Raw genomic sequence first — 23,283 nt, forward strand, 5'->3', positions numbered from 1 at the left:
AAGACAGCAGCTCAAGCGCTGCGCCGCGAGTCCGCTCTCCCGAACCGCAGCACTCCGTCGTCCACTCGGCCCAGGCGCAGGTCTGCCACGTCCAGCAGGTAGTTCTGCCGCATCAGCCACGGCCGCCGGTCTCCCTGCCTCGGGAGCACTGAGGCGGCGCGGGTCAGGTAGCCCGACGTCAGGTTCATGATCGGCCGGCGCCGGGCCGCCGGGATCGGGGCCGGGCGGGGCACGCACAGGTCGAAACCGTTGCGGGACAGATGGTTCAGCAACCGGCAGACATAGCGGGAGACGAGGTCCGACCGGAGAGTCCAGGAAGCGTTCACGTACCCGACGCACCACGCGAGGTTCGGCACCCCGCCGAGCATCATTCCCTTGTACACCAGTTGTTCCGACGGCTCGATCACCTCGCCGTCCACGCTCAGCTCGATTCCGCCGAACGCGATCACCCGCAGGCCGGTCGCGGTGACGACCACGTCCGCGGGCAGCTGCTCGCCCGATTCCAGCGTGATGCCGTCGGGCGTGAAGCGGTCGATCCGGTCGGTGACGATGTCCGCTTTCCCGCTGCGGAGCGCCCGGAAGAAATCCGCCCCGGGCGTCAGGCACAGGCGCTGATCCCACGGCCGGTACCGCGGCGAGAAATGCGGATCGACCGGAATCGAGGCGGGCAATTGCTTCGCGGCCGCGTCCCGCAGGAACGCCGCCGCGCGGTCGGGCTGTCGTCGCGAGAACTGGTAGAGCAGCGTGGTCAGCAGGACGTTCTTCGCCCGCACCACGTGGTAGGCGAGCCGGGAAGGCAGGATTCGGCGCAGCCGGCGGGCGAGCGAATCCGTCCACGGACGGGACAGGACGTAGCTCGGCGAGCGTTGCAGCATGGTCACCGACTCCGCGACGGAAGCCAGTTCCGGCACCAGGGTGACCGCAGTGGCGCCGCTGCCGATCACGACGACTCGTTTGCCGGACAGGTCCAGGTCGTCGGGCCAGAACTGCGGGTGCACGATCTCGCCGGAGAACGAGTCGCAGCCGGGGAAATCGACGACGTGGCCGTTCTCGTAGCTGTAGTAGCCGCTGCACAAGTACAGGAAAGAACAGGTGAAGGTGACGGTCTCGCCGTCCCGCGCGGCTTCCACTGTCCAGCGGGCCGAGGCTGAGGACCAGCTCGCCCGGATCACCCGGTGCCCGAACCGGATGTGCCGGGAAATCCCGTAGTGCGCGGCGGTCTCGCGAATGTACGACAGGATCTCGGGGCCGGACGCGATCGCCTGTTCCTTGGGCCACGGCCGGAACGGGTAGCCGAGCGTGAACATGTCCGAGTCCGAGCGCACGCCCGGGTACCGGAAGAGGTCCCAGGTTCCGCCGATCGTGTCTCGTGCTTCGAGGACGGCGTACGTCCGGTCCGGCGTCTGCTGCTGCAGCCGACAGGCCGCGCCGACGCCGGACAGCCCGGCTCCGACGATCAGGACATCGAAATGCGCCACGATTCCTCCCCGCGCGAAACGACTCCGCCCACCATAAGGCCGAGGCCGCTCCAGGTGGGGCCCCGCCGGACCGGGCCGGGAACCACCGGCCCGGCGGGGAAAACCGGGTTCACCGCAGGGAAATCACCTTGGTGGCGCCGAAGGAGTCCTTGAGCGGGACTTCCACCGTGCGCCGCCGCACCGTCACGCGGACGCTGTCCTGCAGCTGCGTCGGGTCGGAAACAGCGAGAGTGTTCCGGCCGAGCGCCACCGAAGCGGGTCCTGAGACTGATACTTCGTCTACGGTACCCGCACTGTAGAAGTTTGCGAGCAGTGTGTTATCCCACAGTCGCAAGGCCTGGACAACGGGCGTATTGGCCCGAACGCGCCACGCGAGCACCGACGCGACCGTCGCCACCACTGACGCGGCCGGCAGGACCGCGTACGCGTACGTCGCGTCCACCGGCTTCGCGCCGTGCTCGATAATGAGCTTCTGGTACCGCCGCGTGTTCGGCGTCGTCGTGCCCTTCGTGTTGGCACCGGTGTCGATGTCGCGCCACGCGCCGGTCCGGTCTTCGCGCAGTGCGGTGACCTCGGCGTTGTCGAGCAGGACGTACCCGCCGACCTGGTCGAGGTGCAGCCAGCGCGGCCGGTGCAGCGTGCTCGAATCGCCGACCACGCGCGCGTCGGCCAGCAGCGTGCCGCGTCCGTTTTCGCCGAGGTTGCGGTTTTCGATCGTCGTCCGGACCGCCTGCCCGGACGTGTCGGTGATTCCCGCGCCGAGGCAGACGATGCCCGCCGGCGTGAAGAACCACGACTTCTTCGCGGCTAAAGAACCGCCCTCCGAGACGAAATCCATCGCGTACGCACCATGCCGGGCGTCCCAGCGCACGCCGCCGACGTGCGCTTTCGTCGTCAACGGCGTCGCCGCCAGCGGTCCGGGCGGACCGGCCTTCGCGGTGGTGCCGGGCAGCAGAGCCGGATCGACAGTCGGCCAATAGGCGTCGGAGTAGTGACCTTTCGCGTTGGGAAGGAACAGATACAGCACTCCGTCGCCGACGTGCCAGCCGTGCAGGTTCATCCCGTTGATCGACTCGTAGCGCGAAATCCGCGTGGAGCCGACGCCGAGCGACGCGGACCAGCCCTCGGTCACGTGCACCATCCGGTCCTGCTGGCCGAAGATCCGGTGCGTCGCGACGATCGGCGCGGGCCGCACGCGTCCGGCGAGCATCTCCTGCGCGAACTCGATGCCCGGCGTCGCGACGAGGTCCGGGCCGGGCGCGAACCGCTCGGGATCGGGGATTTCCAGGAACGGCGCGTAGGTGCCTTCCTTGATCCACTTGGCGGCCAGCCCGGACAGTTCGGTCTTGACCGTCCCGGTCGCCGACCGCGCGAGGACCAAAGTCGCGACAGTCAGCTGGTGTCCGATGTCGTGCGCGGTTTCGCCCTGCCGCGACAGCATCCGCCCGCGCACCGGCTCCATCAGCGCACCCGCGTACACGAACGGCGCGTACGTGTCGCCGACCAGCGCGTACACCTTCTGTTTCAGCTCGTCCGGCAGCGCGTACTCGGTGCCTTCGGTGACGTGGATCGTCCCGGCGAGCGCGGTCAGCAGGACGATGCCGTAGTGGCCGGGGTACGGGATGGTGTCGTGCTGGATGAACGAGCCGTCGGTGTGGAAGCCGTCGCCCGCCGCGCGGTTCAGCTTCGCCAGGACGCTGGCCGCTCCCCCGCCGGCGACGTCGGTGATCGCGTCGATGCCGGTGCGGATCCACGCGGTGTCGCCGACGAGTGCGCCGGAGACGATCGAGATCAGCGCCTTGTCCGCCCGGTTAGCGCCGGTTTCAACGATCTTCGGGTTGTTCGCGCGCAGGTTCGGGTTGCCGACGAACCGCTTGATCGGGCTGACGTACCGCGCCAGCTCGTCGGCGGTCAGCTGGTCGGCGACCGTGACGAGGGTGTGCAGCAGGTAATACGGCACGCCGATCTCGTAGGTGTACCAGTTGCCGATCTCGCCGACCTGCGGGTTGTACTGGCTGGCGTAGATCAGCTCCAGCGCCTTCTTGATCCCGTCGAGCACCTTCGGATCGCCGGAAAGCGTGCTGCCCGGGGTGCCCCAGTCGACCGCGATCGCCCGCAGCCGGGCGTACATCGACGTGGTGTAGTCGCTGCCCGGACCGAGCGGCAGGTCAGTCCACAGTGGACCATTGCCGGACACCGACATGCTGTCGTAGTACGACTTCGCGACCCGGCCGAGGTTCTTCAGCGCGGCCGTGCGCTCCGGCGACGGACGGTTGATGCCCGTCTGCAGCTCGCGGTAGCCAGCCACGATCGACTTCAACGGATCCGGGGCCGACGCCGCGAAGGCCGGGCGCGCGGTGGCGAGGAGCGCGGCCGACGCGGCGGCGACGGCACCGCCACGCAGTGCGGTTCTGCGGTTCACGGGCATGACGGTGCCTCCCAGTGGGGTTGGTTGTGAGTGGCAATCCCGGTTAGAACCGGGATTGCCACTCACGAGGGGGTCTGCTCAGCGCGCTCCGTCGACACGGCGCGGCAGCTGCCACGGGTTCGCTTCCCGCAGGGCTTCCGGCAGCAGCGCGTCCGGGAAGCCCTGCCACGCCACCGGGCGCAGGAAACGTTCGATGGCGGCGGTTCCGACCGACGTCGTGGTCGGCGCGGTCGTCGCCGGGTACGGGCCGCCGTGCTGCTGCGCCCAGCTGACCGTGACGCCGGTCGGCCAGTCGTTCCACAGCAGCCGTCCGGCCAGCCGGGTCAGCGACGGCAGCAGCGGACGCACGAAGTCGGCGTCGCTCTCCTCGCCCTGGATCGTCGCGGTGAGACCGGGTTCGAGGCTGTCCAGCACCTCGATCAGCTCGGCCTGGGCGGTGTAGGTGACGATCAGCGACGCGGGTCCGAAATGCTCCTCGCGGACAGCCTCGCCGCCCGCCAGGAACTCCTTCGCGGTAGTCGCGAGCAGCGACGGAGTGAACGCGTCGCCGTCCTGCGTGCCTTCCACGACCGGCTGCACGCCCGACACCGCCCGCAGGTCCGCGAGCTTCCGGGCGAACCCGGCCGCGATGCGGTCGTTCAGCATTTCCTGCTGAGCCACCGCGCTGACCGCCTCGCGCAGGGTGTCGTCCAACCCGTGCCCCTCGGGCAGGAACAGCAGACCCGGCTTCGTGCAGAACTGGCCCGCTCCGAGGCTGAACGACCCGGCGTAGCCCTTCGCCACCGCCTCGCCGCGCGCGGCGACCGCACCCGGCGTGACGACGACCGGGTTGACGCTGCCCAGCTCGCCGTAGAACGGAATCGGCGTCGGCCGCGAGACCGCGATGTCGAACAGCGCCCGCCCGCCCGGCACGGAACCGGTGAACGAGGCAGCGGAAATCCGCGGGTCCTTGAGCGCGGTGACGCCCTGTTCGACTCCGTGGATCACCGCGAACGCACCCTCCGGCGCACCGGCGGCGGTCAACGCTTGCGCGACGATCTCTCCGGTCCGCGTCGAGAGTTCTTCGTGGCCGGGGTGCGCCTTGAGCACCACCGGACACCCTGCCGCCAGCGCGGAGGCGGTGTCGCCGCCCGCGACGCTGAACGCGAACGGGAAATTGCTCGCGGCGAACACGAGCACCGGACCGATCGGCACCAGCACGCGGCGCAGGTCCGGCCGGGCGCCCATCGGCCAGGCCGGGTCAGCGTGATCGACGGTCGCGCCCAGGAATTCTCCGTCGCGCAGCACTTCGCCGAACAGCCGCAGCTGGAACGTGGTGCGCGCGAGTTCGCCCTTCAGCCGCGGCGCGGCCGGAAGGCGGGTTTCCTGGTGCGCCAACGGGATCAGTTCCTCGGCGGCGGCGTCGAGCGCGTCCGCGGCGGCGGCCAGCCACGCAGCCCGTTCGGCAGGGGTGCTTTCGGCGAACGGCCGGGCGGCGGACGCGGCGGCGACCAGCACGCTTTCCAGTTCCGTGGCGGAAGTTTCGCGGCTCAATGGATCTCCTCGTCAAACAGGTTCAGGACGCCGAGTGCGCGGCGGCGGTGGCGGCGTGCAGGTCCGGCCAACGCGCGGGCCCGGCGAGGCCCAAGTGGTACAGGTGCAGTTCGGTCGCTCCGGCTTTCGCCAGTTCGGCCACGTACGCCTCGATGTCCGGCACCGGGCTCGCCGCGACCGCGGTGATATAGCTGCCGATCGCGACCCGTTCCGGCAACGCCCGCCGCGCGGCCGCGACCGCGTCGACACTGCCCTGGCCCGGTGCCCAGTTCTGCAGCACCACCGTCTCCGCGTCGTCCGCGGCCGTCGGGGTCAACCCGGGCAGCGCGCCGGTGACCCACGGGTCGAGCGCGCCGTGCAGCACAATCCGCGTACCAGGCTCCAGCACGGCCAGAACCGCGGCGCGCAACGCGTCGGTCGCCTGCTGCCGACTGGAAAGCAGCGTTTCCTTCAATCCAGCCGGAAGCCTATCCTCGGCCACCGACAAATCCGCGGTCGCGATCAGCCGCTGCACCTCAGCGCGCAACTTCTCCCGGACGTCCGCCGGGTCGAGCCCGGTCCAGCCCTCCGCACAAGCGGCGCAGCAGCAGATCGACAACAGCCGCGCAGTCGCCGGAGCCCACACGCCGTCGGTTTTCTCGTGCTGGTGCTGATGCACGGCCCCGAGCGGACCGCACGCCTCCAGCACCACCGACGAAAGCTTCAGTCCCGCAACCGATTCCGCGGTCAGCGTCGCCGCGTACTCACGTACCGCGGGTTGCGCCGGGCACAACGCCCACGGGTACGTCTCGCCGAAGCAGTTGCGCACGGCGTACTGCGGGAATTCGGTGCCCAGCTGAGAACTATGCGTGAGCACAATCCACGCGGCCGCCGGGATTCCGGCCTCGGTGAGCCGCCGGACCGCGTCACCGCCGCTGTCCTCCGCGGAGACCCAGTCCGGGGTGGCCGGGACGAGATCCCGGCCTTCCCACGCTTCCGCGCGCACCGGCCGGTAAAGCGCGGCGGTCCGCGCGACCACCGACGTCCGCTCGGTCGACCACGGCGTCGCGGCCCGGGCGCTGTGATAGGCCAGCGCCACCGCGACCTCGTCCACGCCGAGGTCCTGCGCCCGCTCGACGAACGCGGTGTCGCCGAGCACGTCCCACGGATACGCGTATCCGGTCACCTTCACCCGCTCACCACCTCGCCGTGTTCGGTTCGAAGCCGGGCGTGTACTTGCGCATGTACGTCACATCGTCCCGTTTGGTCAGTCCACATCGGACATAGTCCTCGTGCGCCCTGGCGAGCGCGTCCTGGTCGAGCGTGATCCCGAGCCCGGGCCGGTCCGGCACCGCGACGGCTCCGTCGACGAAGTTCAGCACTCCCGGCTCGATCACGTCGGCAGTCTTCCACGGCCAGTGCGTGTCGCAGGCATACGTCAGATGCGGCGTCGCCGCCGCGACGTGCACCATCGCGGCGAGGCTGATCCCGAGGTGGCTGTTGGAGTGCATGGACAGCCCGACGCCGAAGCTCTCGCAGGCCACCGACAGCGCCTGCGTGTCGCGCATACCGCCCCAGAAATGGTGATCGGACAGGAGAACGCCGATCGCCCGCGCCCGGAAAGCCGGCTCCAGGTCGCCGAAATTGACCACGCACATGTTGGTGGCCAACGGCATGCTCGCCTCGCGCGCGACCTCGGCCATGCCCTCGATGCCCGGCGTCGGGTCTTCGAGGTACTCCAGCACGCCGTCGAGTTCGGCCGCCACGCGGATGCTCGTCGCTGGGGTCCACGCCGCGTTCGGATCGATGCGCAGCGGGTGCCCGGGGAACGCTTCGGCGAGCGCGCGAATCCCCTCGATTTCTTGCTCCGGCGCGAAAACCCCGCCCTTGAGCTTGATCGAGCCGAACCCGTACTCGTCGACCATCCGCTTCGCCGAGCCGACCAGCGCTTCCGGCGTCAGGATCTCGCCCCAGCTGTCCTCTTCCGCGCCGAGGTGCGCGCCGTACTTGTAGAACAGGTACGCGGAGAAGTCGACGGCGTCGCGGGCTTTCCCGCCGAGCAGGTCGGCGACCGGACGGCCGAGGAACTGTCCTTGCGCGTCCAGGCAGGCCACCTCGAACAGCGAGTACACGCTGGCGATCGTCTTGCGGATGGAGAACCCGCCGATCAGGCCGTGCTCGTCGGTCAGCACGGTGCCGGCCAGTGCGCGCGCGATGATCCGCTTGAGGCCCGGCAGGTCGAAGATGTCGTGTCCGGCCAGTTCCGGCAGCACCTTGCGCACCTCGCCGAGGAACGCCGCGTCGCCGTACGATTCGCCGAGGCCGACCACGCCGTCGTCGCACACCACCTGGACGACGCCGCGCAGCGCGAACGGCTCGTGCACGCCCATCACGTTGAGCAGCGGCGCGTCCGCGAACGCGACCGGGGTCAGCACCACGTCCCGGATCTTCATCAGAGGCCTTTCAGCACGGCGAAACCGTTTTCGACGACCTTGCCGAGCCGGTCGATCTGCTCGGGCGTCGGCTCGATCAGCGGCGGCCGGACGGTGCCGACCTTGTCCCCGCGCAGCCGGGCGGCGGCCTTGACCAGCGACACGGCGAAGCCGGGCGTCTCGTCGCGCAACGCCACCAGCGGCAGGTAGAACCCGGCGAGCAGCGCGTCCATTGTCGCGTTGTCGTCCTCGGCTAGCGCGCGGTGGAACCGGTGCGCGATCTCCGGGGCGAAGCAGTGCACCGCGGAGGAGTAGCGCGCGACGCCGATCGCCGCATACGCCTTCGCGGACACCTCCGCGGTCGGCAAACCGTTGAAGAACAAGAAGTCCGCGGCACGCTGCGTCCCGAGCGCGCGGATCGTGGTGACGATCCGGGTCATCGTTTCGACGTCGCCGTAGCCGTCCTTGATCCCGACCACCGACGGGATGTCCAGCAGCTTCGCCGCGGCCGGCGCGGTGAATACGCCGGTGCTGCGGTGGTAGACGATCACCGGCACCGAGGTGTCGCCGACCGCGTAGCGCACGTAGTCGACCAGCCCGTCCTGCGGCCCGGTGACCAGATACGGCGGAAGCAGCAGCACCCCGTCGGCGTTCCCCGCCCGCGCCGCCGCGACCCCCGCGCGCGCACCGGCCGCGCCGCCGCCCGCGCCGACCCACACGGGCACGCGGCCGTTCGCCACGTCGCGCGCCTTGGCCAGCAGCGCGGCGACCTCGTCGACCGACAGCGAGCTGAACTCCCCGGTGCCGCACGCGACGAACAGCGCGCCCGCACCGGCGGCGATGTGGCTCTCCACGTTTTCCGCGAACCCGTCGAGGTTGAGCTCGAGGTCTTCGGTGAACGGGGTCAGCGGGAACGCCAGCAAGCCGTCCAGCTCGATCTCGGTCTGTGCCATCAGTGTCTGCTCCAATGTTCACATTCTTGAATGGAGTCTGTTATCGTGACTATGTTCACCCACAAGAACGCTGTTCGGGACGCTAATATGGCCGGACTCACAAGTCAACGGCCCGGTTGGAGGACGCGCATGGCGCAGAAGACGGACCCCGCCACCGCTCCCGCGGAGTCCGCGGGCGTGAAGTCGGCGCGGCGCGCCATCGACCTGATCGAGACGTTCGCCGCGAACGACGTGTGGCTTTCGCTGTCGGATCTCCATGCGCGCACCGGGTTCCCTCGCTCCAGTCTGCACGGTTTGCTGCGCACTCTGCTGGACGCGGGCTGGCTGGAGGCCGACGCGAACTCCGCGCGCTACCGGCTCGGCGTGCGCGCGCTGATCTGCGGCACCGCGTATCTCGACCGCGACGCGATCGTCCCCTACGCCACCGAAGCGCTGGAGCGCATCCGCGAGAAGACCGGCTTCACCGCGCATTTCGCGCGCCGCAACGGCACCGAGGTCGTCTATCTGGAGACGCGCGAGTCGCAGCACTCCACGCACCTGATCTCGCGCGTCGGCCGCACCCTCCCGGCGCACGCGACCGCGCTGGGCAAGGCCTTGCTCGCCGAGCTGACCCACGAAGAGGTCGAGGCGCTCATGCCCGAGGAGCTGGTCGCGCTCACCCCGAACACGATCACCACGCTCGACGCGCTGCACGCCGACCTCGCGCGCACCCGGGAACGCGGGTACGCCGCCGAGATCGAAGAGGGCACGCTCGGCGTGCGCTGCGTCGCCGCGGTGATCCCGTACCGCATTCCCGGCACCGACGCGATGAGCTGCTCGATGCCGCTGGGCAAGGTCACCGACGCCGACGCCGAACGCGTCGGCGAACTGCTGGCCGAAACCACCGCCGAGCTCGGCCAGCAGCTGCGCCGCGCCGGAATCCGCTGACCGCCGCCACCGTGTCGCCCGCCCGCGGGCTTTCGTGAGAGGAAATCCATGCCAGACCAGCGTGTGCTGATCACCGGATCGGCCGGCGTCGTCGGCACCCTGATGCGGCCGCGGCTGCGCCGTGAAGGCCGGGTGCTGCGGCTGCTCGACCTCGCCGACCAGCCCGCCGCCGAGGACGGCGAAGCGGTCGAGATCGTGACCGGCTCGGTCACCGACCCCGAGGCGATGGCCGCCGCCTGCGCGGGCGCGGACGCCCTGATCCACCTGGGCGGGCTCAGCCGCGAGGCCTCGTGGGACGCCACGCTCGACGTCAACATCAACGGCACGCACACCGTCCTCGAAGCCGCGCGCGAAGCCGGGATCCGCCGGGTCGTGCTCGCGTCGAGCAACCACGCCGTCGGCTTCCGCCGGAACGACGAGGCGGGCGAGAGCGGTCATCCCGCCGACTCCAGCCCGCGGCCGGACACTTATTACGGCGTAAGCAAAGCCGCCATCGAAGCGCTGGGCAGCCTGTACGCGTCGCGCTTCGCCATGGACGTGATCGTCATCCGCATCGGCTCCTGCTTCGAGACGCCGCTGCCGCTCGGCCCGCGCGGACTGGCCACCTGGCTGTCGCCGGACGACGGGGCGCGGCTGTTCGAGGCGTGCCTGAGCGCTCCGTCGCCGGGCTACCGGCTGATCTGGGGCGTCTCGGACAACACCCGCCGCGTCTACTCGCTCGCCGAGGCCGAGGCGCTGGGCTACAAGTCCCACGACAACGCCGAGGTCTACGCCGACCAGCTGGCCGGTCAGCCCGCGCCGACCGGCGCCGCCGCCGAATACCTGGGCGGGCCGTTCTGCACCGCGCCGCTGGGCGTGTTCAACCCGCTCTGAGAGGTACCCTCGCCCACGGGACCCTCGAGGAGGAGGACGCCGTGGGCGAGCTCGGGCCTGCCGACACGAACGGCATCCTTTCCCTGCCGTGGATCCGCCCGGAACGCACCAGCGCGGGTCTCGGCTGGGACCGGATCTACCTGTCCAAACAGCGCGAACGGCCGTACCGCGCGGAGTTCGGGCCCGCCCGCACGCACCAGCTGATCCTGCACCTCGCCGGTCCGGTCACGGTCCGCCGCGGCATCGGGTCGGCGCACGAGCGCAGCCGGCGCATCCCGGCGGGCGGGCTCTTCCTCCAGCCTTCGCACCAGGAACTGTCGGTGGAACTCGGCGGCGAACTGGACACGGTGCACGTGTACCTGCCGGATTCGGCCGTGCAGGAGGCCGCCGGATCGGACGCTCCGGTCCGGCTGGCCGACGAACTCGGCAGCGTCGATCCGCTGCTCGAACAGCTGGTCCTCGCGCTCGACCGCGTCGTGCGGGAGTGGGAGCCGGGCGCTCGCGCGTACGCGGACCAGCTCGGCACGCTCGTCGCCGCGCAGCTCGCGCGTCAGCACCGGGCGGGTCGGAGCGTTCCCGCGGCGGCGCGGCCGGTCGAGGCGCTGACGGACCGGCAGTTCGCCCAGGTCCGCGAGCTGATGGACGAACGCCTGGCCGAACCGCTCGGACTGGCCGAACTCGCCGCGGCGGCCGGGTTGAGCGTCAGCCGGTTCACCCGGCGGTTCAAGGCGCGCACTGGGCTGCCGCCGCACCGCTACCTGTTGCGGCTGCGCCTGGAGCAAGCCGGGTTGCTGCTGCGGACCGGCACCGAACCGATCGCGGACATCGCCGTGCGCTGCGGTTTCTCTCACCAGGAACACCTCACCCGGGTGCTGCGCACCCACCTGGGCACCACGCCCGCCGCGCTTCGCCGGGACGGCTGACGCGCGCGTTTCGTGCAGCCCGCTCAGCACGTCTGTGCAGGCGCGGCTTCTCCTTCGCCCGGATACTCGACGTACCCGCGTGGAAGGACCGTCGATGTTCACCTACACCGCCAACCCGGCCCGGGTCGTGTTCGGCAGCGGCACGCTCGCCGTCGTCCCCGACGAGGTGCGGCGGCTCAACGCGAGCCGCGTGCTGCTGGTGGCCGGGAAGTCCGCGACCGCGGCAGCCGACCGGACCGCCGAGGCGCTCGGCCCGCAGCTCGCCGCCCGCTTCGGCGAGCCCGCCATGCACACGCCGGTCGAGGTCACCGAACGCGCGCTCGCCCTGGTCACCGAGCACTCCGTGGACTGTGTGGTCGCGATCGGCGGCGGATCCGCGACCGGGCTGGCCAAGGCGCTCGCGCTGCGCACCGACATTCCGCAGATCATCGTGCCGACCACCTATGCCGGGTCCGAGATGACGCCGGTCGTCGGCGAAACGGAGAACGGCCGCAAGACCACCCAGTCGTCGCCGAAGGTGCTGCCCGAGGTGGTCGTCTACGACGTCGACCTCACCCTCGGCCTGCCCGTGCCGACCTCGCTGACCAGCGGTGTCAACGCAATGGCGCACGCGGTCGAGGCGCTCTATTCGGCGCAGGCCAACCCGATCGTCGACCAGTTCGCTCTGGAGGCGATCCGGCTGCTCGCCGCCGCGCTGCCGCGGATCGCCGCCGATCCGTCCGATGCGGACGCTCGGACCGACGCGTTGCGTGCCGCGTGGCTGGCCGGTTCGTGCCTGGGTTCGGTCGGGATGGGCTTGCACCACAAGCTGTGCCACACCCTCGGCGGCAGTTTCGGGCTGCCGCACGCGGAAACGCACACGATCGTCCTGCCGCACGCCATGGCGTACAACGCGCCGAACTCCACCGACGCGATGCGGCGGATCGCCGAAGCACTCGGCGCACCGGACGCGCCGACCGCCGTGTTCGACCTGATCGCGAGCCTGCCGGTGCCGCATTCGCTCGCCGAAATCGGTCTGGCCGAAGGCGATCTCGCCAAGGCCGCCGAGCTGGCCACCGCCGCGCCGTATCCGAATCCTCGCGAACTCACCCGCGACGGCATCGAAGACCTGCTGCGGCACGCGTGGTCGGGCACCCGTCCGGCCCCCGCGGCGGGCACACCGCCGGATCTGCGCGGGCTCACGCAGGAGGTCGTGGACAGTTTCGCCGAAACGCCGGACCCGAGGCTGCGCGAACTGCTGACCGAGCTGGTGCGGACGCTGCATTCGTACGTCGTGCGCACCGACCTCACCCAGGAGGAATGGGAGTACGCGATCGGCTTCCTCACCCGCACCGGGCAGATCAGCTCGGACACCCGGCAGGAGTTCATCCTGCTGTCGGACACCCTCGGCGTTTCGAGCGTGGTCGACGTGCTCACGAACTCGCGGACGCCGGACACGACGCCGTCGGCCGTGCTGGGCCCGTTCTATGTCGAAGGACCGCCGGAAGCCGAACAGGGCGCGGATCTCGCCGAAGGACTGCCGGGGACTCCGCTGTGGACCGACGTCCAGGTGACCGAACCGGACGGAACGCCGGTGCCGGACGCCGTCGTCGACGTCTGGCAGTCCAATGAGGACGGTTTCTACGACGTCCAGCTGCCCGATCTCGACGGTCCGGTGCTGCGCGCCCGGTTCCGCACCGACGCCGAAGGCAGGCTGCGCTTCTGGACCATCGTGCCGTCCGCGTATCCGATTCCGGACGACGGCCCGGTCGGCAGCATGCTGGCAGCGACCGAACGGCATCCGTACCGCGCGCCGCACGTGCACTTCATGATCGCCAAACCCGGCTACCGCACGCTGGTCACCCAGCTGTTCGTGCGCGGCGGCGACTACCTCGATTCCGACACCGTGTTCGGCGTGAAGGACGGCCTGATCGTCGACTTCGCCGAGCAGACCGGCCCCGCACCGGACGGGCGCGAACCCTGGCGCCGCCTCGGCTTCACCTTCCGCATCTCCCCCGCCTGACTCCCCGGGAACTCACCATGACCAGTTACGACACCGATGTCCTCGTGGTCGGCAGCGGCCCGGCGGGCGGTTCCGCCGCGCTGCTGCTCGCGACGTACGGCGTCCGCACCGTGCTCGCGACCAAATACGGCTGGATGGCGCACACCCCCCGCGCGCACATCACCAACCAGCGGACGATGGAAGTCCTGCGCGACCTCGGCATCGAAGACCAGGCGCTCGCGCAAGGCACTCCCCCGGAGCTGATGGGCGACACCGTGCTGTGCACGTCGCTCGCCGGCGAGGAGATCGGCCGGATCGCCAGCTGGGGCACCGCCGACCGGTCGGCAACCGAGTACGGCGCGGCGAGCCCGTGCCACATGATCGACCTTCCGCAAACCTACCTGGAACCGATCCTGGCCGCGAACGCCGCCGCGCGCGGAGCGAAACTGCGTCTCGACACGGAATTCCTCGACTTCACCCAGGATGCGGACGGCGTCACCGCCCGGCTGCGAGACCGGGTCCGCGGCGACGAGTTCACGCTCCGCGCCCGCTACCTGATCGGCGCGGACGGCGCTCGCAGCCGCGTCGCCGAGCAGGCCGGGCTGCCGATCGACGGCCAGTCCGGCAAGGCCGGCAGCATGAACATCACCTTCACCGCCGATCTTTCCGCCTACGTCGCGCACCGGCCGAGCGTGCTGTACTGGGTGATGCGGCCGGGCGCGCATCTCGGCGGGATCGGCATGGGCCTGGTGCGAATGGTCCGGCCGTGGAACGAATGGCTGCTGACCTGGGGGTACGACATCGCCCAGCCGCCGCCGGAAGTGGACGATGCCGAGGCAACGCGGATCGTCCGCGACCTCGTCGGAGATCCCGACCTGCCAGTGGAGATCACCTCGACGTCACTGTGGACGGTCAACCACAGCTACGCCACACAGTACTCATCCGGCCGTGTTTTCTGTGCGGGCGACGCGGTGCACCGGCATCCGCCGTCGAACGGGCTCGGGTCCAACACCTCGGTGCAGGACGCGTACAACCTGGCATGGAAGCTCGCTATGGTCATCCGCGGCGAGGCAGGCGAAGGACTTCTCGACAGCTACAGCGCCGAGCGAGCCCCGGTCGGCAAGCAGATCGTGGACCGCGCGAACCTCAGCCGCGACCAGTTCGGGCCGATCTTCGCCGCGCTCGGCATCGACGGAGACACCGATTCGGACGCCATCGCCGCCGGTCTCGCCGCCTGCACCGCCCCGACCGAGGACGGAGCCCTGCGGCGGAAGCAATTGCAGGCCGCGATCGAGCTGAAGAACTACGAGTTCAACGCGCACGGCGTGGAGATGGACCAGCGGTACGTGTCGAACGCGGTGCTCCCGGATGGTGCCGAGTCCGCGGCGGTACGGGATCCCGAGCTGTACCACCGGCCTGCGACCGCGCCGGGCGCGAAGCTGCCGCACGTCTGGCTCGTCGGCCCGGACGGTCGGCGACTGTCCACACTGGACCTCGTAGGCCGCGGCCGGTGGACTGTCCTCACCGGACTCACCGGCGGCACCTGGCGGGACGCCGCCGCGAAAGCCGGCGCGGACCTCGGTCTGGACCTGCGGGTCGTGACCATCGGGTCGCCCGAGGCGCGCGATTCCTACGGCGACTGGGCCCGGATCAGCGGCATCGAGGAGGACGGCTGCCTCCTGATCCGGCCGGACGGCTACGTCGCCTGGCGTCGTACCACTGCCGGAACCGGTCTGGTGGAAGCACTCCGCAGCCTCCTCGACCGCTAGGTCACGGCGTCCCCCACGGGTCGCTCGCCCCGCCCGGCGCGACCGGCTGGACCGTGAAGTCCGGCCGGTCGCCTCGGCGGTACACGTACGCGTCCTGACCGGGTCCAATGCGCTGATCCTGAACCTGGGTGTGGCTGAGCATGAACTTCAGCACCTGCGGCGCCTGCCCGGCGTAGGCCTGCACGCCGAGGTAACCGTTGGCCAGGAACGGCGCTTCCTGCCAGTTCTTGGGCAGCCGCCGCCAGAGCATCCGCGCATCCATCGCGACATCCCGGTAAGCACTACGCCCCGAAGCCAACCCCGGCGGCGCACCCTCCGCCGAAAGCCCGCCGATCGCCGCCGCCCCGGCGGCGATCGACACGGATCGGAGCACCGTCCGTCGCGACACTCCGACCATGACGCCCTCCGGATTCATATTACGTTTCACCCTCGCTGGCGCGAGGTGAGCGGAATATATCCAGCCAGAGCAGGCGAAAGCCAAGATTGTTCACCCGGAAAGCCGCATAGACATCTAATGACTGGGAACAGGCGGGTGCGCGTTCAGATACGTGAAGTTCCGTGAGGGAACCTTGAGAGAATCAGCGCCCCCACGGCCCACCGGCCCGTCCCGTCCCGTGAGGGACCCTGCACGTACTCAGATTCCCTCAAAGTCCCTTCACGGGCAGCCGCTCCCCGCCGTCGCCGCAATGCACTCAACGCCACATCGGTGCCCTAACCGCAGCCCGCGCACCCAACCCACCCCGCACCCACACACCCCCCGCACCCCGATACGAAGCCAAAAACGCGGCGCGGGGGTGCTTGTCAAGGCATCTTTCCCGCCTTGACAAACACCCCCGCGCCGTCGTCACACTCAGCTTCGGGGTGCCCCCACGCAACCCACAGCAATGTCGCCCCAGGCGACGAGCCGCCACACCATCACAACGGCGGCAACGCAACCCTCTCCAACCACCCCGCGAAAAACTCCCCCAACGACCGCCCCGCGTAGGACTCCGCCAGCGACACGAACTGCTCCGTAGTCACCGCCGCGTGCCGGTTCTCCACCGCCCATGCCTTCACCAGCGCGAAAAACGCCGGATCCCCCATCTCGCCGCGCAGCGCGTGCAGCGTCAGCCCGCCTCGCTTGTACACCCGCTCGTCGAACATCCGCGCCACGCCGGGATCACCGATCGTCACGTCCGCCGGCTTCGCTCGCATCCGCTCGTACCACGCTCGGGCCAACACCTCCGCCGGTTCGCCGCCGGAAACCTCAGACCACAACCACTCGGTGTAAGTCGCGAAGCCCTCGTTGAGCCAAATGTACTGCCAGTCCGCGACCGTCAGGCTGTTCCCGAACCACTGGTGCGCCAGCTCGTGCACCACCAGCCGCTCGTACGTGCGCTTGCCGTCCACGTGGTTGGCCCCGAAGATCGCCATCCCCTGCGCCTCGATCGGGTCGTCGAGGTCGTCATCGGTCACGACCACCACGTACTCGCCGAACGGGTACGGCCCGAACCACTCCTCCAGCGCTTCCATCATCCGGCCCTGCCGGCCGAAGTCCCGCGCGAACGCCCGCCGCAACCGTGGCGGCACCGCGGCTCGCTGCACGATGCCGGTCGGACGGTCGGCCGTGAGCTCCGGAACCCAGGCGCCGTCGGACAATTCGAGGTCTTCGTACCGGCCGATCTGGACGCTCATCAGGTACGTCGAGGTCGGCTCCGGCCGTTCGAACACCCACTTCGTGGTGCTCGCCGACTGGTAGCGCGACACGAGATTCCCCGTCGCCGCAACGAGATACGGCGATGCCGTGGCCACCGCGAGCCGGTAGCTCGCCTTGTCCGCCGGATGGTCGTTGCACGGAAACCACGACGGCGCCCCCACCGGCTGGCTCGCCACCAGCGCGCCGTCGGTCAGTTCGTCCCAGCCGATGTCTCCCCACCGGCTGCGGACCGGCCGCGGGTTGCCCGCGTAGCGGACCTCCACCTGGAACTCGGTCCCGGCCGGCAGCGACCGCGCCGGTTTGACCTGCAGTTTCAGCCCGCGCCGCACGTACTTCGCCGGTTTGCCCTCGACCAGCACGCGCGACACCCGGAACTCGCCGAAGTCGAGCGTCAGCCGGGAAAGCGCCTGGGTGGCCTCGCAGGTCAGCACCGCCGTGGCGGACAACCGGTTCGGGCCGATGCGGTAGTCGAGATCGAGGTCGTAGTGCCTTACCCGATAGCCGCCGTTCCCGTGCTCGGGGAGGTACCCGTCGCCCGAGGTGTCCGCTCCGGGCTCGGCCGCTTTCCCGTTCACCCGCACCGAAACCCGCTTTCGCCCGCCGCCGTGATCTTTTCCAGGATGAGGCGCCGGGGCGGCGTCCGCAACGCTTCCGCCCTCACCGCCGCCAGGCCGAGATCGGATTGCCGAGCCAGCGCGTGTCCGCGGGAACCGCGTCTCCGCGCGTCACGAGCGAGCCCGGGCCTACCGTGGTGCGCGCACCGATGCTCGCGCCCGGCAGCACGATACCGTGCGGGCCGAGCGTCGCGCCCTCGGCGAGGGTCACCCGCGACATCGTCATGATCCGGTCGTGGAACAGGTGCGTCTGCACCACGCAGCCGCGGTTGATCGTCGCGCCGTCGCCCAGTTCGACCAGGTCGGACTCGGGCAGCCAATAGGTGTCGAGCCAGACGCCGCGGCCGATCTTGACGCCCATCGTGCGCAGCCACGCGGGCAGCAGCGGCGTGCCGCCGAGCGACCCGATCAGCCACGGCACCGCGAGCGCCTCGACGAACGTGTCGGCCAGCTCGTTGCGCCACACGAACGAACTCCACAACGGGTGGTCGATCTCGCGGAACTTGCCGACCAGCAGCCACTTCGCCGCGGTCGCGGTGAGCGCCGCGACGATCCCGGCGGCCAGCAGCACCGGCCCGGCCAGCAGCGCGGCGACCCAGAAGCCGCCCCACGCCGCCAGCGCCAGCAGCGAAACCGCGACGCCGACGGTGAGCGCGACCGCGCACATCACCGGAAGGATCCGGCACAGCTCGACCAGCGCCCGCGCCGCCTTGAGGTGCAGCGGCGGCGTGTACGTGCGGCTGGTGTCGCTCTCCTCCACCGCGCGGCGCACCGGCAGCGGCGGCATGCCCAGGTACGACGAGCCCTTCTTCGCCTTCGCCGGCGTCGAGGACAGCACCCCGACCAGCCCGCGCTTCGGCACCGAACGGCCCGGCGCGGTCATCCCCGAGTTGCCGAGGAACGCCTGCTTGCCGATCCGCGCCGGGGCGGCGTGCAGCCAGCCGTGGCCCAGTTCGTAGGTGGCGACCATGGTGTCGTCGGCCAGAAACGCGCCACTGTCCACTTTGGTCATCTTGGGCAGCGCGAGGACGGTCGACGCCTCCACGTTGCGGCCGACCTTCGCGCCCAGCAGCCGCAGCCACACCGGCGTGAACAGGCTGGCGTACAACGGGAACAGGCCTTCGCGGGCCATCCCCATCAGCCGCTCGGTCGCCCAGACCTGCCACGCGACGCGGCCGTGCACCGGGTGGTAGCCCTCGACCATGCCGACGCCGAGCGCGCGCACACCGGCCAGCACGAGCAGCGCGTACGTCAGGAAGTAGGCGACCGTGGCGACCGGCACGAACAGCAGCGCCTGGCCCAGCGCAGCGCCCCAGTCAGAGGTGCCAGCGACCGCGTACCCGATCACCGCGACGCCCGGCAGCGCGGCGATCCCGGGCAGCAGCCCGAGGAACACCGAGGTCGCGCCGTACACCGAGGCCCAGAACCGCGACCGCGGCGGACGGCTCGACGGCCACTTCAGCGCGTCCTTGACGTCCGAGCGCACCGCGGGCGAACCGGCCCAGCGCTGGCCCGCCGGAACCGCGCCGCGCACGGTCGCCCCGGCGGCGATCTCCGCGCCCTTGCCGATCCGGGCGCCGGGGAACAGCGTGCTGCGCGAGCCGACCCGGGCCTCGGCCCCGATCCGCACCTTGCCGATGTGCACGACGTCGCCGTCGACCCAGTGGCCGGACAGATCGACCTCGGGCTCCACCGCCGCGCCACGGCCCAGCTTGAGGAAACCGGTGACCGGCGGCGGCGAGTGCAGGTCCACGTCCTTGCCGATGCGCGCGCCGAGCGCCTTCGCGTACGTCGTCATCCACGACGCGCCCGCGACGCTGTCCGCGCCGCTGAACTCGGCCAGCTTCTCGGCGGTCCACAGTCGCAAGTGGACGCTCCCGCCGCGCGGGTAGCTGCCGGGGCGGACCCCGGACAGCAGCACGCGCGCACCGCCCGCGGCGAGGGCGATGCGGCCCGCCGGGGTGAACAGCACCAGGTAGGCGAGCACCAGCCACGCCCAGTTCAGCGTCGGCGCCCAGGAAACGCCCAGCAGCGCCAGCACGTTCGAGCAGGCGGCGGCGAGCGTCGTCCAGCGCAGCCCGACGAGGCCCATCAGCGGGACCATCAGCAGGGACTGCACGAGCCCGGCGCGGCGCGGCGTCGGCGCGATCTCGCGGCGCTCGGTCTCCTCGCCGCGCAGCGCGTCCAGTTTCGCGGCCAGCGCCCCGAGCTTCGGGTTCTGGTAGATGTCGCTGACCGACACCTCGGGGTGACGGGTGCGGATGCGCGCGATCAGCTGCGCCGCGGTCAGGCTGCCGCCGCCGTTGGTGAAGAAGTCGGCGCCGGCGTTGCTCACCGACACGCCGAGGATCTCGCTCCAGCCTTCCGCCAGCCATGCCTCGGTGGGCGACAATCCGGCCGCGCTGGCGTCCACAGTGGACAGCGGCCACGGCAGTGCGGCGCGGTCGACCTTGCCGGACGTGCGAGTCGGCAGGTCGTCGATCGTCGCGAGCAGCGGCACCAGCGCGGCGGGCAGCTGTGCGCGCAGCCGGGTCGCGGCGTCGTCCGTGTCGAGGGTTTCGCCGTCCTCCGGGACGATGTAGCCGACCAGGACCTGGTTGCCCGCCTTGGTGCGGCGCACGGCCGCGGCCGCACCGCGCACGCCGGGCAGCGCCTGCAGCGCCGCGTCGACCTCGCCCAGTTCGATCCGCCGGCCGCCGAGCTTGATCTGCTCGTCGAGCCGGCCGAGGAACAGCAGGCCTTCCGGCTCCGCGCGGACCATGTCACCGCTGCGGTAGGCGCGTTCCCAGCCCATCGACGGCAGCGGCGCGAACTTCTGCGCGTCCTTCTCCGCGTCGAGGTAGCGGGCGAGCCCGGCCCCGCCGATGACCAGTTCGCCGGTCTCGCCCATGGCGACCGGCTCGCCCTCTTCGTTCACCACGACGAGCTGCCAGCCGACCAGCGGCAGGCCGATCCGCACCGGGCCTTCGCCGGTCATCTGCGCGGCGCAGGCGACGACGGTCGCCTCGGTCGGGCCGTAGGTGTTCCACACTTCGCGGCCTTCGACGGCCACGCGCTCGGCCAGCTCCGGCGGGCAGGCTTCGCCGCCGAAGATGAGCAGCCGCACGTCTTCCAGCGCGTCCGCCGGCCACAGCGCGGCCAGCGTCGGCACCGTCGAGACGACCGTGATGCCCTGCGCGACCAGCCACGGGCCGAGGTCGACGCCGGTGCGCACCAGCGCGCGCGGCGCGGGCACCAGGCACGCGCCGTGCCGCCAGGCCAGCCACATCTCTTCGCAGGAGGCGTCGAACGCGACGCTCAGCCCGGCCAGCACCCGGTCGCCGGGGCCGATCGGCTCGTCGGTCAGGAAAAGCTGCGCTTCGGCGTCCACGAAAGCCGCCGCCGACGCGTGCGTGACCGCGACGCCCTTGGGCTTGCCGGTGGAGCCGGAGGTGAAGATGATCCACGCGTCGTCGCCCGGACCGGGGCGGCCGGTGGCGCCGCTCGGCGTCCCGGCCACGGTGATTTCGCCGTCGGTGGCGATCGCCGCGACGCCGGCCTCGCCGAACACCAGCTCGGCTCGCTCGTCGGGGTCGTCCGCGTCGACCGGCACGTACGCCGCGCCGACCGACAGGGTCGCCAGGATCGCGACGTACAGCTCGGCGGTGCCGGAGGAGATCCGGATGCCGACGCGGTCGCCGAGGCCGACGCCGTGCTCGCGCAGCTTGCGGGCGTACGCGTCGATCTCTTCCATCAGCCTGCGATAGCTCAGCGGGCCGGTGCCGTCGTCGAGCGCGGCGGCGTTCGGGTGCTTCTCCGCGGTCGCGGCGAGGATGTCCAGAAGGGTGCGTTCGGCCGCGGGAGCCGCGGTCTCGAACAGGGCCGGCGAGAGCGCGGCCTCGACGGCGAGAGTCAGGGCGTCGGCACTGCCGGAATCGGCGGTCAGCGTCACCGGGCCACCTCGGCGGCCGGGCGCGTTCCGGTATTCCGGAACGACGGGAACAGGGTCGAACTCTGGGCGCGCAAGCCCATCACTCACCTTTCGCGAGCGTCATTCGGGCTGGCCATCCGAATGAGGCGCCCGTAGCGACCGTCTACCTTACGCGGCAATGAAGCCGAGGTCGCGTCAGGGTAACGGCCGCGTGTCGGACGTCACCGTCCGCAGGTCCGGCAAGGGAATTCCCCGAAACCCGAGGCGGCGGGAATTCCCTTGCCGGGAAAGGAATCAGCGGTTGCGGGCCGCTTTTCCGCCCGCCTTGGGCTTCTGCTTCTTTTCCCGGACGCGCACATTCACCCGAACGGGGCTGCCGGCGAAGCCGAACTGCTCGCGGAATTTCCGCTCGATGAACCGGCGATAACCGGCCTCGAGGAACCCGGTGGTGAACAGCACCAGCGTCGGCGGCCGGATGCCCGCCTGCGTCGCGAACAGCACCTTCGGCTGCTTGCCGCCGCGCACCGGCGGCGGGGTGGCCGCGATGAGGTCGGACAGCCAGCCGTTGAGCTGACCGGTCGACACGCGCTGGTCCCACGACGACAGCGCCGTGCGCAGGGCGGGCGCGAGCTTGCGCACCGCGCGCCCGGTGAGCGCGGAGATGTTGACCTTCTCCGCCCACGGCACGCGCACGAGGCCGCGGTCCAGCTCGCGCACCATGGCGTGCCGGCGGTCCTCGTCGACCAGGTCCCATTTGTTGAACGCGAGCACGCACGCGCGGCCCGCCTCGACCACCATCGTCAGCACCCGCAGGTCCTGCTCGGTCAGCGGTTCGGAGGCGTCCAGCAGCACGATCGCGACCTCGGCCGCGTCGATCGCGGTCTTGGTGCGCAGCGAGGCGTAGTACTCCGCGCCGTCGGCGAAGTTGACGCGCTTGCGCAGGCCCGCGGTGTCCACGAACCGCCAGACCTCGCCGTCCAGCTCGACCAGCGAGTCGACCGGGTCGACCGTGGTGCCCGCGACCGAGTCGACCACCGAGCGCTGCTCGCCGGAAAGCCGGTTGAGCAGGCTGGACTTGCCGACGTTCGGCTTGCCGACCAGCGCGACGCGGCGCGGCCCGGCGGTCACCGTGCCGGCTTCGCGCGGCGCTTCGGGCAGCGCGGCCATGACGGCGTCGAGCAGGTCGCCCGAGCTGCGCCCGTGCAGCGCGCTGACCGGGTGCGGCTCGCCGAGGCCCAGCGACCACAGCGACGCGGTGTCGGCCAGCAGCCGGTCGTCGTCCACCTTGTTCGCGGCCAGCAGGACCGGCTTCTTCGAACGGCGCAGCACGCGCGCGACGGCCTCGTCGGTGGCGGTGGCCCCGACCGTCGCGTCGACGACCAGCAGCACCGCGTCCGCGGTCTGCATGGCCATCTCGGCCTGCGTCGCGACCGAGGCCTGCAGGCCGGTGGCGTCGGGCTCCCAGCCGCCGGTGTCGACGAGCGTGAAGCGGCGGCCGGCCCAGAACGCGTCGTAGGCGACCCGGTCGCGGGTCACGCCCGGCACGTCCTGCACGACCGCTTCCCGGCGGCCGAGGATGCGGTTGACCAGCGTGGACTTGCCCACGTTCGGCCGGCCGACGACGGCGAGCACCGGCTGCGCGGCGGCCGCCCGGCCCTCGGCCTCGTCGGCCTCGATCCGTGCGTCGAGCGCGGCGAACTCGGACTCGTCGGCCCACGTCCCGTCGATCTCGCCGAGACCGTCCACCGCACTGTCGGCGGCGTCAAACCCTGTCATTGTTTCCCACT

The 23,283-nt window shown here is 70.8% G+C and carries 15 protein-coding genes; 5 read left to right on the top strand and 10 right to left on the bottom strand.

Annotated features, from left to right (window positions below; translation table 11 throughout):
• Positions 1-11: 11 nt before the first annotated feature.
• The 6 genes from H5411_RS20600 to H5411_RS20625 form a co-directional block, all read right to left on the bottom strand.
• The gene (locus H5411_RS20600; RefSeq protein WP_183124736.1) at positions 12-1,481 is read right to left on the bottom strand and encodes a flavin-containing monooxygenase; all 1,470 of its coding nucleotides are present in this window, start codon (positions 1,479-1,481) and stop codon (positions 12-14) included.
• A 106-nt stretch (positions 1,482-1,587) separates the two neighbouring features.
• Entirely contained in the window at positions 1,588-3,906 is a 2,319-nt protein-coding gene (locus H5411_RS20605; RefSeq protein ID WP_183124702.1) for a polysaccharide lyase 8 family protein, read from the bottom strand.
• Positions 3,907-3,984: 78 nt separating this feature from the next.
• Positions 3,985-5,439: an aldehyde dehydrogenase (NADP(+)) gene (locus H5411_RS20610; protein ID WP_183124703.1), complete on the bottom strand. Its 1,455-nt coding sequence runs from the start codon at positions 5,437-5,439 to the stop codon at positions 3,985-3,987.
• Positions 5,440-5,461: 22 nt separating this feature from the next.
• The gene (locus H5411_RS20615; protein ID WP_183124704.1) at positions 5,462-6,610 is read right to left on the bottom strand and encodes a cupin domain-containing protein; all 1,149 of its coding nucleotides are present in this window, start codon (positions 6,608-6,610) and stop codon (positions 5,462-5,464) included.
• A 4-nt stretch (positions 6,611-6,614) separates the two neighbouring features.
• Positions 6,615-7,871 (bottom strand): glucarate dehydratase family protein, encoded by a 1,257-nt coding sequence (locus H5411_RS20620; protein ID WP_183124705.1) that lies wholly within the window; start codon positions 7,869-7,871, stop codon positions 6,615-6,617.
• Entirely contained in the window at positions 7,871-8,803 is a 933-nt protein-coding gene (locus tag H5411_RS20625; protein WP_183124706.1) for a 5-dehydro-4-deoxyglucarate dehydratase, read from the bottom strand. The genes H5411_RS20620 and H5411_RS20625 overlap by 1 nt, the downstream gene beginning before the upstream one ends.
• Before the next feature lie 129 nt (positions 8,804-8,932).
• Here H5411_RS20625 and H5411_RS20630 point away from each other — a divergent pair, with 129 nt between their 5' ends.
• The 5 genes from H5411_RS20630 (at position 8,933) to H5411_RS20650 (ending at position 15,276) form a co-directional block, all read left to right on the top strand.
• Positions 8,933-9,730, top strand: coding sequence for an IclR family transcriptional regulator (locus H5411_RS20630; protein ID WP_101439424.1), 798 nt, complete (start codon positions 8,933-8,935; stop codon positions 9,728-9,730).
• Between the two features lie 48 nt (positions 9,731-9,778).
• Positions 9,779-10,603 carry an NAD-dependent epimerase/dehydratase family protein gene (locus H5411_RS20635; RefSeq protein WP_183124707.1) on the top strand — a complete coding sequence of 275 codons (825 nt, stop codon included), beginning with the start codon at positions 9,779-9,781 and terminating at the stop codon, positions 10,601-10,603.
• A 41-nt stretch (positions 10,604-10,644) separates the two neighbouring features.
• On the top strand, positions 10,645-11,526 hold the full coding sequence (locus H5411_RS20640; RefSeq protein ID WP_183124708.1) for a helix-turn-helix domain-containing protein: 882 nt from the start codon (positions 10,645-10,647) through the stop codon (positions 11,524-11,526).
• Positions 11,527-11,620: 94 nt separating this feature from the next.
• On the top strand, positions 11,621-13,528 hold the full coding sequence (locus H5411_RS20645; protein ID WP_183124709.1) for a maleylacetate reductase and hydroxyquinol 1,2-dioxygenase domain-containing protein: 1,908 nt from the start codon (positions 11,621-11,623) through the stop codon (positions 13,526-13,528).
• A 17-nt stretch (positions 13,529-13,545) separates the two neighbouring features.
• On the top strand, positions 13,546-15,276 hold the full coding sequence (locus tag H5411_RS20650; protein ID WP_183124710.1) for an FAD-dependent oxidoreductase: 1,731 nt from the start codon (positions 13,546-13,548) through the stop codon (positions 15,274-15,276).
• 1 nt (position 15,277) lies between these two features.
• Here the strand turns inward: H5411_RS20650 and H5411_RS20655 are convergent, their stop codons facing one another.
• The 4 genes from H5411_RS20655 to der form a co-directional block, all read right to left on the bottom strand.
• On the bottom strand, positions 15,278-15,691 hold the full coding sequence (locus tag H5411_RS20655) for a hypothetical protein (protein WP_416333119.1): 414 nt from the start codon (positions 15,689-15,691) through the stop codon (positions 15,278-15,280).
• 500 nt (positions 15,692-16,191) lie between these two features.
• Positions 16,192-17,553: a M1 family metallopeptidase gene (locus H5411_RS20660; RefSeq protein ID WP_183124711.1), complete on the bottom strand. Its 1,362-nt coding sequence runs from the start codon at positions 17,551-17,553 to the stop codon at positions 16,192-16,194.
• 76 nt (positions 17,554-17,629) lie between these two features.
• Positions 17,630-21,481 (bottom strand): Pls/PosA family non-ribosomal peptide synthetase, encoded by a 3,852-nt coding sequence (locus H5411_RS20665; RefSeq protein ID WP_246369106.1) that lies wholly within the window; start codon positions 21,479-21,481, stop codon positions 17,630-17,632.
• A gap of 309 nt (positions 21,482-21,790) precedes the next feature.
• Positions 21,791-23,272, bottom strand: coding sequence for a ribosome biogenesis GTPase Der (gene der, locus H5411_RS20670; protein ID WP_183124713.1), 1,482 nt, complete (start codon positions 23,270-23,272; stop codon positions 21,791-21,793).
• Positions 23,273-23,283 lie beyond the last annotated feature (11 nt).

The organism is Amycolatopsis echigonensis, from assembly GCF_014174495.1.
Taxonomy (GTDB): Bacteria; Actinomycetota; Actinomycetes; order Mycobacteriales; family Pseudonocardiaceae; genus Amycolatopsis; species Amycolatopsis echigonensis.